Origin of the sequence: Nocardia sp. NPDC006044, assembly GCF_042871115.1 — a bacterium.
In the GTDB taxonomy this organism is placed as follows: Bacteria; Actinomycetota; Actinomycetes; order Mycobacteriales; family Mycobacteriaceae; genus Nocardia.
The window spans coordinates 3096188-3108150 of record NZ_JBIAID010000001.1 but is presented as its reverse complement, the minus strand read 5'-3'; the positions used below and the strand labels follow the sequence as shown (position 1 = coordinate 3108150).

Below are 11963 nucleotides of genomic sequence, written 5' to 3'. Positions count from 1 at the left end.
GGCAAACTCCCTCGCTTCTCACCTGTGCCGGGCGGTACCGATCTGGTTACCGAGGGACATAGCTCCCGGCGAAACCGACCACCCGCACACCCATCGCCCGACGACACCGCACACCCCGAATCCCCGTGAGCGCCAACCCCGTCCGCGAACCGCGGCAGCGCGACACAACAGCGGCCCAGTTGGTGCACCGTTTGCTCGATACACCAACTGGACGCTTGCCCATGATCGGGCACACGGAAACACACCGGACGGCCGGTCGACCGCCGATGAACTCGTGCCCCCCGAATCATGCTGTCGCACACTCGATCAGGATGTCGCAGTCTGCATAACTGACGCTGTACTAGTGCGTAAATGACTGGTCAAAATGGTAACTATCGCCCGATCCGGCATGTGACACGTCCTGCGCCACCTATGCTCAGCGCTGGCAGCACATGGTTCAGGAGGGCTTGTCCATGGCGCAAACACAGATCAGATACGGTGTGCTCGGCTCGTTCACGGCATGGTGTGATGACCGTGAAATCGAGTTGGGTCCAGCGAAACAACAGGCGGTCCTTGCGGCCCTCCTGCTGGAAATGAACCGTCCAGTTTCGGTGAATGCCATTATCGACGGGGTGTGGGGCGAACACCCGCCGAGCGACGCGCGCAACGGTGTACAGACCTACGTCAGCCGCCTGCGCCGGGTCCTGGCGCCGCGCCGCCGGGTCGCCGAACCCGCGCTGGTCCGGGCGGACACGGGCTACGTGCTGCACGGCGACCCGTCGCTGTCGGACCACGTCGCGTTCGACCGGCTGATCGCGACGGCCGAACGGTGCCGGCGCAACCGTGACCTGGCCGCGGCGGCCTCGCATACCGATGCCGCCCTGGCGTTGTGGCGGGGCGAGCCATTCAGCGGCCTGGCCGGCCCGACCGTCGAGGCCGAACGCCGCAGGTTGCAGGAGCGGTACCTGGCCGCGCTCGAGCACCGCGCGCGGATCAAGCTCGCGCGCGGGCAGCACGCCGAGGCGGTGGCCGAACTCGCGCCGCTGGTCAGCTCGTATCCGCTGCAAGAGCGGTTTCGCACGCTGCTCATGCTCGGCCTCTACCACTGCGGCAGGCAGGCCGAGGCGCTGATGGTCTTCCAGGACGCGCAGCGCAGGCTCGCCGACGAGATCGGGATCGAGCCGGGGCGCGAGCTTCGCGAGCTGCATCAACGGATCCTGCGCGACGAGATCGAGCCGCCGCCGGAGGCCACCGGGACGCCGGCACCGGACCGGCTGCTGCCGCCCGCGGAGGCGTCCGCGGACGGTAATCCGGCTACCGACTCGACGGTCCGTAGCAGCAATACAGCGTCTCGCCCCGACGTCATGCCCAGCCGGAACCAGTTGCCCGGCGACATCGCCGACTTCACCGGTCGCGACGGCGAGATGACCCGGCTGCTGACCGACATACCGCCGGCGGCGGTCCGCCCGACCGTGCTGATCCGGGTCATCGACGGGATGGCGGGCGTGGGTAAGACGACGCTGGCCATCCACGCGGCACACCAGCTCAGCGGCCGTTTTCCGGACGCCCAGCTGTATCTGGACCTGCACGGGCACGCCGCGGACAGCACTCCCCTCGATCCGATGGTGGCGCTGGAGCGGCTGCTGCGCGCGCTGGGCGTGCCCAGCGAGTCGATACCGCCCGATCTGGACGCGCGAGCGGCGTTGTGGCGCACCGAAATCGCGACCAGGGCGGCATTGCTGGTATTGGACAATGTCGCCGATGCCGACCAGATCCGGCCGCTACTGCCCGGTACGCCCAGTTGCCTGGTGCTGATCACCAGCCGGCGCCGGCTGGTGGATTTGGAGGTTTCCAAAACCCTGTCGCTGGATGTGCTTTCCCGCGCCGACGCGACCGCGTTGTTCACCACGATCGTCAATGACGATCGAATAGTGGCCGAGCCCGACGCGGTGGCGGAAACGGTTCGGCTGTGCGGATATCTGCCGCTGGCAATCCGGATCGCGGCCGGCCGGCTACGAGCGCGGCCGGTCTGGCCGATCGATCGGCTGGCCGAGCGGCTCCGGCATCCCGCCAATCGGCTCGAGCACCTGTCCGCGGGTTCGCGCAGTGTGGCGGCCGCGCTTTCCGCGAGTTTTCACGATTTGCCGGTCGATCAGCAGAACGCCTTCCGGCTGCTCGGATTGCACCCCGGTCGCGATTTCGATACCTATGCGACTGCCGCCCTTGCCGACATCGGGATAGCTGCCGCCGAGCAGTTGCTCGAAGCGCTCGTCGATGTTCATCTGCTGGAACAGGTTGTGCCCGAACGCTACCGGTTCCACAACCTGGTGCGCGATTATGCCGCGACCCTGGCGCAAACATCGGACCTCGACGACGGCGCCGCGTTGACCCGGCTGTTCGACTACTACCGGTATTGCGCCTGGGCGGTGGGCAGCAAGATTCTGCCCGATCGAACCAGCCGGATCATCGACCTGCCCGCGCCGGTAACACCGACACCCGCACTCGCCAGTCACCAGGAATGCGTGGCCTGGTTGCACAGCGAACGCCTCAATCTGCTGGCCATTGCGCGCGAGGCGACCAGGGGACGATGGTCCGATTACACGCGGCTGTTCTCCGAAATCCTCTGGTGGCCTTATGTGACCGGACTCCGGTGCTCCGACGACGCCATCACGTTGCACTTCGACGCGGTCGAGGTCGCGCACAACAGCGGCGAGCAGGCCGAGGAGTGCCGCCTGCTGGTCAATCTCGGCTACACGCTCTGGCGGATGCGGCACTGCCGGCAAGCCCTCGTGGTGCTCGACGACGCGGTGCGGCTGGCGCACGGAATGAACGACTATGCCAGTGCCGCAAAGGCTATGCACCACAGCGGGCTGGTCTACTTCCGGCAGGGCCGGTATCGCGACGCGCTGATGGGGTATCACCAGGCGCTGTCTTTGTCGCGGTGGAGCGGCGACAAGTTCATGGAGGGCTACGCGCTACAGGGCTTGGGGCAGGTGCATGAGCGGATGGGTTATTACGACGACGCGTTCGACTACCTGCGCCAGGCGGTAGGCGTCGCCGACGAGACCGGCGATCCGTATCTGCGCGCCTGCGCGCTGATGCGGCTGAGCGACACCGACATGCGGATCAGCCGCTACGACGACGCGCTCGCGCACCTGGAGGACGCGCGGAAGGCGTTGTCGCCGATGCCGTCGAATACGTTGTTCCACAACTACTTTTCGATCCGCGTCGGCAATGTGTACTGCGCGCTGAAGCAGTTCGATCTGGCGCTGGACGGGTTCCGCACCGCGTCGGCGCGGGCCGACCGCAACAATGATCTGATCCTCAAGTGCTGCACCCATCTCGGGATCGGCGATGTGCATCGCCGAAAGGGGCAGTACCGGGAAGCGCTGGCACAGTACGAGCGGGCGCTGCACATCGCCTACGCGTCCGGTTCGCCGTATGAGGAGATGCTGGCCAACGACGCGATCGCCACGGTGCACTACTGCTCGGCGCACTTCTCCGTGGCCCGGCAGCGCTGGAAGGCGGCGTTGACGATCGCGTCCGGGTTGGGCATCCCCGAGACCCAGCGGATCGCCAATCACGTGGCCAGCATCGACTCGACGTTCCTCGCCAGCACGGCGACCAGGACGGCGGAGACGCAATCGGCGGAGTTCCGCCGGGCGGCGGAGCTGATCCGGAGCAATATGACGCCGGCGCTGCGCGCGTCGGCTATGGCCGCGATGGTCGATCAGGAAATGTCGTGAGGTAGGCGGGCATTTCGCTGGAACGTGCCCACCACGGGCGCGAGAGAATGCCCGCGAGCAAGGCGCCGACGGCGTTCAGCAGGACGTCGTCCACGGACGAGTGGCGGCCGATCGCGAGGCAGTATTGGAGGGTCTCGACCACGATCGAGGCCACCGCACCGGCCAGCAGGATCCGCGCCGGATGAGCGAACCAGGGCAGACGGATCGGCAAGAAGAAGCCGAGGGCGGCGAACACCAGAAGGTTTCCGCCGAACTGCTCGACGACTCGGTGGCCGGACAGCTGCTCGGCGAGGTCGCGTAGCGGGACAAGGTTCAGCGAACGACCGGTTCCCTTGGGCGTGAGGATCATCCACAGCCATGGCACGGTACCCGCCACGATGCCGACCTCACTCCAGGCCGCTCGCCTGCCGCGACGCCGAGCGAGCCACCATGCCGCGATGCCGGCGATCGGCAGCGCGGCGATCGCGGCGAGCACCACGCCGCCCCAAGCCTCCCAGGTCTCGTTCACGCCGCCAGTCTCACTCGAATACCCTGTGCCACAGTTCTGCTCCACGAACCATCTACATGATCCACACCGCATCCACACCTATCGATGGTCGAGGGGGCGCAGGCCGATCATCGTGTGGATGGAGGCGTAGACATAGCGGCCGTTCGTGCGGGCAGCCAATTGCCCACCGCCGGTAATCGCTTCGGGCTTGTCGTGCACGGCGAGGAATGGGATGTCCCAGATCGTCGCGCCGGTTCTCGGGTCGATCGCCCAGAGACCGGTGGCGTCGGAGAGGACGACGACGTGTCCGTCCCAGGCGTCCGCCGTGCCGGAACGCTGGGTATCGATCCGCCACAAACGGCGTCCGGTACGCATGTCGAGCCCGGTCATGTTGTGCGCGAAGTCATCTCGGAGCAGTGCGACGTCGCCGAGGACGGCGATCGCGGTGCCGTTCGTGGCGACGAGATCGGGGTTGGTCCACACCACCGTCCCGGTGTGGCGATCGCGAGCGCCGTCGCCGAGCAGGACGGGGATGGTGTCGTCGGCGGGTTGGTCGAGCGAAAGCGAGTGGGTCGCGGTGGCATCGCTCGCGGCGAGTACGCGTCCGGTGCGGTCGAGGATGTCGGTGCCGGTGATCCCGTTGCCGGAGCAGTCGGCGGCGGTCCGGATGACCAGGGCGGCGCTCGTCGCTTCGGTACTCGCGCATCCGGCGAGGTCCGTGGTCCAGGTGGACGTGCCGGTGCCGAGGTCGAATCCGGCGGCGTGCGCGCCGAGGGTGAGCAGGCCCTGTCCGTGGGCGACATCCAGCGTGTCGGCCGAGACGTCTTCCCAGGAGGTGCCCATGGGGAACGCCTGGGACCAATTCGCCTCCGGACGGTCGAGGGTTCCGGCATGTACTCGGACGTCGTCGGACTCGACATCGCCCTCGGCGACGTACACCCGATCGGCGGTGGTCGCGAGCGCGAAAACCAGCCAGTCCGTGGGTGTCCGGGTGACTTCGCCGCTGTCGACGTCGTACCCGACCAGGGCGCCTTTCCCGGTGGCCGGGGCCGCGAAACACACGAGGCGGCCGCCGACGGGGACGCGACCGCAACCCCCCAGGTCCGCCGCGGGCGTTCGCCAGCGCACCGCGCCGGTCGTCGCATCGATTCCGACCATCGTCGGATCCTGTAGCGCCATACCGCCGTTCGAGGTGCCGGTCACGGTGACCAGGGTGTCACCGGCATCGACGAATCCCGCCCCGCCGACGTCGAATTCGGTCCCGCCGACCGGATTACGGAACTCCGCCTGCGGGTGCCCGTCGGTGGCGGCGGTGACCGACCAGGCCAGTCCGGGCGCCGCGTCGACGGTGCCGGTGATCTTGCGGGTCTCGTCTGCCGGCTGGATGAGGACGAAAACCGCTCCGGCACTGGTTATCACCGCTGCGGTGGCCGCCAGAATCAGGCCGCGCAGGCCCGGGATCGAAGCCATCACCGGACCTCGAGGCCCGGGGTTGTACCGATTGCCTCCAGCTGTGCCAGCGGCAACGCGTCGGCGGCACCCTCAGCGTCGGAACGCACTGTGACCTGAGTGCCCGACCCGCGGGTGACCGTCACGATGCGGCTGGTCTCCGGAACGGGTTGTGCGCCTGTTTCGTTCGCGTACTTCGTGGTCCGATACTCCCGGCTCTCGACGACCGTCCCGTCCGGCAGTTGCCGGGACTGGACGCGCTCACCGCTGAAACCGGGCGCCGTGGTCTCCGAGACCCGCTGTCCCGCCGCGATTGTCACGCTCAGCACCGATTCGCGTCCCGGAGTCGTGACTCGCACGGCCTGACACACCCCATGCCCGGCGAAGTCTCCGGGCCGCAGTCGACCGAGCGGCCGATCGAAGGTGAGACCGTCGAACGGGATGCGCGCCAGCACCGCATCCAGCTGCCGGGCGGCCGCCGCATCGATCGTGCGGCCGGCCTCCGGCCCGCCGTGGCAGGACACCGGCACGTCCGGTGTGCCCGGCGGGACCGGTGTGGTGACGCGGAGTCCGGCGGCGGTGGCGACCGCGGCGAGATCGTCGATGGACAGCGGCACCGTGCCGGAACGGCTACTGCCGTCGGTGCCGTCATCGGTCGCCGAAGCGGTGACGACCGTGCCGTCGGGCAGGTACGCGTGCGCGGAACGAGACAGCGTGCGAATCCCGCGACTCTCGCTCCAGGTGTCGTGCACATCGACGGTCGTGCCGTCCGCAAGGTGACGGCGTTCATCGAGATCGCCCGCGACGCAGGGCGGAACCGGAGCCGTGGACTGTTTCACCGAGACCATCAACTGGCCCGGCTTGCCGCCGCGCAGCAGCGGCCCGTGCGCCGTGGTCCAGCCCGCGGCACCCGGCCGCTCACCGGAATCGGTGGCCGGATCGAAGATCGGCTCGAAGAGCAGCTGCTGGTCGACGGGCGCGAACCCGACCTCGACCGCATCCGGCAGTGCGTCCTGTAGCGCTTGCGACATCGCCATCGCTTTGCGGCCGGAAAACCACGGATAGGCCGGATTGTCGTAACTTTGCGGATCCGCCGTGGCGAACTGCATCCACGGACCCGACGTGGGCGGCTCGACGACCGCGCACCCCGGGATGTCCACGGGGTATACGACCGGCGGAGTGACATAGGAACTGTCGATCTCCGGCGCGGCCGTGGTTGTCGACGGAACCACCGGCGCGGTGGTCAGTTCCGGTTCCCGGCGATGCAGCAACCCGCCGACGAGCACGCCGCCGGCCACGATCGCCACACAGATCAGCGCCACCGTCCAGCCGGTCATCCGCGGTGACGGCTCCCGCTCGTCCCGCTCCTCGCCACTGTCCATCTGCTGTCTCGCCCCTGTCCGTCGAGTCCGGATGCGGTCGGTCACACGCGGAACCCGTCCATGATTCGGCATGCGCGAACCGGGCAGGCATCGAGGTCGCCCTTTCGCGGCGCCGGTTACCGGGGCCGCTGCTCCGACCGCACGCGGTCGACGGTATAGAGGTGGTGGGTGCCGTGCAGGCCCTTCAGTTCGACGTCGCGGCGGTCGGTCACCGCGATGTCCGGTTCGTCGGCGATGGCGTCGCGCACCGTCTCGCTGATCAGGATCTCGCCGCCGTTCGCCTGCCCGGCCACCCGGGCCGCCATGGCCACGTTGCGGCCGAACAGGTCGTCGCCACGACGGACCGACTTGCCCATGTGGACGCCGATGCGCACCCGGACACGTTCGCGCCCAATGGGTTTGGATCCGTTGCCGAGTGCGCCCTGAATACCGAGGGCGCAGCGGACCGCCTGCTCGGGTTCGGCGAACGCGATCATGAAGCCGTCGCCCTGGCTTTTCACGATGTGCCCGTCGTGCTTGGTCACGCAGCTGCGGATCAGCCGGTCGTGCCGGTCGAGCAGCTTGACCCAGGCCTGGTCGCCGAGCCGTTCGTTGAGCGCGGTGGAGCCCTCGATGTCGGAGAACATGATCACCACGTGCCCGTCCGGGGTCAGGCCGGCCAGGTCCGGTCGTTCGACCTGCGCCCAGCCCGCCAGGTTCTCGATCGAGGTGAGTACCGCGCCCCGGAAGCCCTTCTTGCGCAACAGGTTCGCGGTATCCCAGACGGTCTTCACCGCCTCCTTGCCGCTGATCATCAGCAGTTGCCTGCTGTCGATCTTGCGTTGCAGTTCGTCCAGCTCGCGGCGGCTGCGGGTGAGCAGCACGGACAACACCGCCAGACCGGCGGCCTCCACCGCGGCAATCGCGGCGAGTACGAGCTCGATCATCATGGGATCCGTCGCAGGTAGTGGTCGGTCGGAGCGCATCCGACCCTAGCCGACCGGAGCGGATTCAGCGCAGTCCGGAGTCGCGGAGTTGCCTGCGAGAGTTGATGCCCAATTTGCGGAAGATGTTGCGTAGGTGGGCGTCTACGGTGCGCGGGCTCAGGAAGAGTTTGGCCGCTACCTCCTTGGACGTGGCGCCGTCGGCCACCAGGCGGGCGATGTGGATCTCCTGCACGGTGAGGGTCTCGGCGGTGGCGGTGGATCGGCTGCGGGTTTGCTCGCCGGTGGCGCGGAGTTCGGCGGCGGCCCGGCCGGCGAAGGCCTCGGCGCCGAAGTCCGAGAACGCCTCGTGGGCGAGGCGGAGTTCGGTTCTGGCGTCGCGGCGGCGGCCTTGGCGGCGCAGCCATTCGCCGTAGACCAGGTGGGCGCGAGCGGCCCAGACGGGGTTGCCGGAGGCCAACAGCGACACGGCTTTCCGGTAGGTGTCCTCGTCGTCGTCAACCAAAGCCTGTGCGTAGGTTTCGACTCCGTGACCCCACGGTCGACCACCTGCGCAGGCCCGATCGGTCAGCGCCGCGAGAGCGGCACGCGCGGTGGGCAATTCGCGGCAGCGCACCGCGGCCTCGACGAGTTCCGGTAGCGCTTGACCGGCCGTCCCGAGGCTGCCGGCGGCGACGGCTCGTTCGGCGGCCCGCATGGCGGCCGGGTAGTCGGCGAGGCCGTTGTTGAGGATCGCGGTGGCGTATTGCACGCTCAACGACATGTGCGGCCCGACTCCGGCGAACAACTCCTCGGCCTCGGCTCGCCTGCCGCGCAACGCCGCCAGGTGAATTCGCGGGTAGACGAGCGGGGCGGCGCCGGTGGCCTCCGCGATCGCCTCCTCCTCGGAGATCATCGCGGTGGCGGCGCCGAGGTCCCCGGCGTGCGTGGTGACGGTGGCGAGCATGGCCAGACCGATGGGCAGCATGTGGAACGAGCCGAGCTCACGACCGGACTCGGTGACCCGGGCGGCGATGTCGCGCATGGCCTCGCCGTCCCAGAATTCCAGGGCCAGGAGATATCCGAGGGTGGGCCACCTGGACCAGGCGGGGTCGCAGCCGTCGCTGACGACGGCGCGCAGCAGCTTCGCGGCGGCCTGATGTCCCTCGCCGATCAGCGCGACCATGCCGTCCAGGATGACGTCCGCGCTCGTCCGCGGTTCCGGACCGGGCGGCGCGGTGCGGGCGGCGGCGACCACCGTGGCGAGACCGCCGGTGAGCGTGGCCATTTCGATCGCGTCCACATAACACTCACGCGAGCGGACCGGATCCTGGCCGGCCAGCGTGGCAGCGGCCCGGAGCAGGTGATCGGTCGGCTGGTCCTCGCCGCGGAAGCGGGCGAACGAGATGCGGCCGCGCAGCAGGTCGACCCGCGGATCCTCGGAGTCCAGGGTCGAAAGCAGTTCTGCCGCAACGCCGAAGTCGCCGACCGACAGTTTCGCCTCGACCGCGGCGAGCACCCGCTCGGTTCGCCTGCCGGGTTCGAGGGTCAGCGCGGCCGCGCGTTCCAGGAACGCCGCGGCGGCGGCCTGCCCGCCGCGGGCCCGGGCGCGGTCCGCCGAGTGCGTCAACGCGGCGGCCACCTCCTCGTCGGGGCCCGCGCTGGCCAGCCCGCGATGCCAGGCGACCCGGTCCGGGTCGGCGACCGGGTCGCTCACCTCGGCCAGCGCGCCGTGCGCGCGCCGCCGTTCGGCGGCGGTGGCCGCGTGGTAGACCGCCGAGCGGGCCAGCGGATGGATGAACCGGATCCGGGTGCCGAATTCGACCAGCGGCACCTCGCCGGCGGCCGCGTCCTCGATGCCCAGGAGCGCGGCCGCTGCCCAGAGCAGGCCGGGATCGCCGACCGGCTCGGCGGCGGCCACGGTCAGCAACAGCCGGACCTCGGGCGGCAACTGCTCGAGGCGGGCCCGGAAACTCCGTTCGGCGACGCGCGGCGCGGGCAGGTCGAAACCGCCCGCCAAGCCGGCCAGGCCCGCGGTCCGCGGCAGCTCCACCAAGGCCAGCGGGTTGCCGCGGGCCTCGGCCAGGATGCGGTCGCGCACCCGCACGTCCAGCGAAGGCGGGACCTCGCGAACCAGCACCGAACGCGCCTCGGATTCGCTCAGCCGCTCGACGTTCAGCTGTGGCAGTTGCTCCAGCGCGGCGAGCGCTTCGCGCGCGGCGAAGACCAGCGCGACTCGTTCGGCGCCGATCCGGCGGGCCACGAACGCCAACGCGCGCGCCGACGCGTGGTCGAGCCATTGCGCGTCGTCGATCAGGCACAGCAGCGGTCGATCGGTTTCGACCAGCAGGCCGAGTGCCGCCGCGCCGGCCAGGAACGGGTCGGGCGTGCCGGTCTCCAGCCCGAAGGCGATCCGCAGCGCGGTGCGATGCGGGGCGGGCAGCGCGTCGAGGTGTTCGAGCACCGGGGCGCACAGCTGATGCAGGCCCGAATACGGCAGTTCGGTTTCGAACTCGGCGCCGGAGGCGCGCATGACCATGAAACCCGAGGAAGCCTTGGCCAGATGTTCCAGCAGAGAGCTCTTGCCGATCCCCGCCTCCCCCAGCACGACCACCGCGCCACCACGAGATTCGCGGGCCTCCTGCAGCAGCGCGAACAGCCGCGCCGTCTCCACCGACCGCCCGACCAGATAGCTCACGATCGTCCCTCGTCAACCCTCGACGCGGTCCGCCGCAGCGCACAGCACCTCTGCATCACCCGACGATCTTGGCGTGCCCGCCGCTCCCGTGCCACCCCGCCCCGGTCACCACGCGTGCAGCCGCTATTCGGCACGTTCGTCACCGGGTGCCGCCGACGGGACCACGTCCTGGGCAATAGGTAGGAATTACCGACGCGAGCACCTCGCCGCCGCCACGAAACTGACTGGCATGGGAACGCGGTCCGGCTTATCTCCGCCGGCCGGACCGCCGCTCTCCGCCTACTCGAAACCGCAACTCCGCCAACGTGATCTGAAGGGTTCGTCATGGAGCAGAACAGCACCACCCAGGCCGTCGACTATCAGCAATTGGTAGCGGGCTGGCTGGCTCTCTGGAACGGCGACTATGCGGCCGTCGGCGACATTGTCGCGCCGGAGTTCGCGGTGCACGCCTCGATGCTGGACGGCGGCGACGGGAGCGCGGTGCCCGGGCCGGGCGGTCTGGTCGAGTGGATCGCGCAGATTCGTGCCGCGTTCACCGAGCTGGTGTTCACCGTGCAGGTCGGCCCCGTCATCGACCGCGATCAGCTGGCGCTCCGCTGGATTGCCGTGGGCACCTACGGCGGCGGGTTTCCCGGTGCGACCGCCCCGGTCGGCACCGCCATCCGCTTCACCGGAATCGACATTCTGCGCATCGAGCGGAACCTGATTGTCGAGTACTGGGTCAATTCGGACACCCATGTGCTGCTCGGATCGCTCGGCGTCCAGCTGTAGGCAGCTCGAGTCGGAGGAGAAGCACATGTTCACCAGAACACCGCGGCACGACCGCGCCGATGGGTATCCCGCCGCTCGATCCGTCCTCATCTCGGCGTGGGCGGTGCCGGTGCTGATCATCGGCCAGTTCGCGATGGTGGCCGTGATCCCGGTGGTCATCGCGCTGATCGGCACGCTGCGGGACGCGCGGTTGCGCCCACTGCGCTGGTTAGCCGCCGCGCTGGCCGTGGCTTACGCTGTCCCCCTTGCCATCTGGCGACTTCGGTCCGAACCCGCACAGAGTCTGTCGAAGGACATCAGCCCCTTCCTCGCCGCACTCGTCGTAGTGGCAGCCGTCGTCCTCGCGGTCGCGCACCACCTGCTGCGCAGGCGCTACGGGACGGGCAGCAATGACGATGCCGCCGCGGTCCAGAGTGAGACGAACACCTCCGATGCCAGGGCCGGCGAATTAGGGTAGCCGCTCGACCGCCCTGGTCACGGGGCGATTCCCGGCCACTGATGGCCAGCCGCCGGCCACCGGGTGCACACCGGTGGTTTAACGGTGTGGCC

At 69.1% G+C, this 11963-nt stretch carries 8 protein-coding genes; 3 read left to right on the top strand and 5 right to left on the bottom strand.

Annotated features, from left to right (window positions below):
- The first annotated feature begins 431 nt into the window (after window positions 1-431).
- The gene (locus ACFYO1_RS14300) at window positions 432-3725 is read left to right on the top strand and encodes a BTAD domain-containing putative transcriptional regulator (protein ID WP_387230570.1); all 3294 of its coding nucleotides are present in this window, start codon (window positions 432-434) and stop codon (window positions 3723-3725) included.
- Here the strand turns inward: ACFYO1_RS14300 and ACFYO1_RS14295 are convergent.
- The 5 genes from ACFYO1_RS14295 to ACFYO1_RS14275 all read right to left on the bottom strand — a co-directional run bounded on the left by ACFYO1_RS14295 (window position 3691) and on the right by ACFYO1_RS14275 (window position 10643).
- Window positions 3691-4233, bottom strand: a complete 543-nt coding sequence (locus ACFYO1_RS14295) for a VanZ family protein (RefSeq protein ID WP_387230568.1) — start codon at window positions 4231-4233, stop codon at window positions 3691-3693. The two genes, ACFYO1_RS14300 and ACFYO1_RS14295, sit on opposite strands and share 35 nt — an antisense overlap.
- A 78-nt stretch (window positions 4234-4311) precedes the next feature.
- On the bottom strand, window positions 4312-5682 hold the full coding sequence (locus ACFYO1_RS14290; RefSeq protein WP_387230566.1) for a PQQ-binding-like beta-propeller repeat protein: 1371 nt from the start codon (window positions 5680-5682) through the stop codon (window positions 4312-4314).
- A complete protein-coding gene (locus ACFYO1_RS14285; RefSeq protein ID WP_387230564.1) occupies window positions 5682-7043 on the bottom strand; it encodes a hypothetical protein in 1362 nt (453 codons plus the stop codon). The genes ACFYO1_RS14290 and ACFYO1_RS14285 overlap by 1 nt, the downstream gene beginning before the upstream one ends.
- 116 nt (window positions 7044-7159) lie before the next feature.
- On the bottom strand, window positions 7160-7972 hold the full coding sequence (locus ACFYO1_RS14280) for an adenylate/guanylate cyclase domain-containing protein (protein ID WP_387230562.1): 813 nt from the start codon (window positions 7970-7972) through the stop codon (window positions 7160-7162).
- 61 nt (window positions 7973-8033) lie between these two features.
- A complete protein-coding gene (locus ACFYO1_RS14275; protein ID WP_387230560.1) occupies window positions 8034-10643 on the bottom strand; it encodes an AAA family ATPase in 2610 nt (869 codons plus the stop codon).
- A gap of 324 nt (window positions 10644-10967) precedes the next feature.
- Between ACFYO1_RS14275 and ACFYO1_RS14270 the strand changes: the two genes are divergently transcribed.
- Window positions 10968-11414 (top strand): ester cyclase, encoded by a 447-nt coding sequence (locus ACFYO1_RS14270; protein WP_387230558.1) that lies wholly within the window; start codon window positions 10968-10970, stop codon window positions 11412-11414.
- Window positions 11415-11439: 25 nt separating this feature from the next.
- Window positions 11440-11871 carry a hypothetical protein gene (locus ACFYO1_RS14265; RefSeq protein ID WP_387230556.1) on the top strand — a complete coding sequence of 144 codons (432 nt, stop codon included), beginning with the start codon at window positions 11440-11442 and terminating at the stop codon, window positions 11869-11871.
- Window positions 11872-11963: the final 92 nt, after the last annotated feature.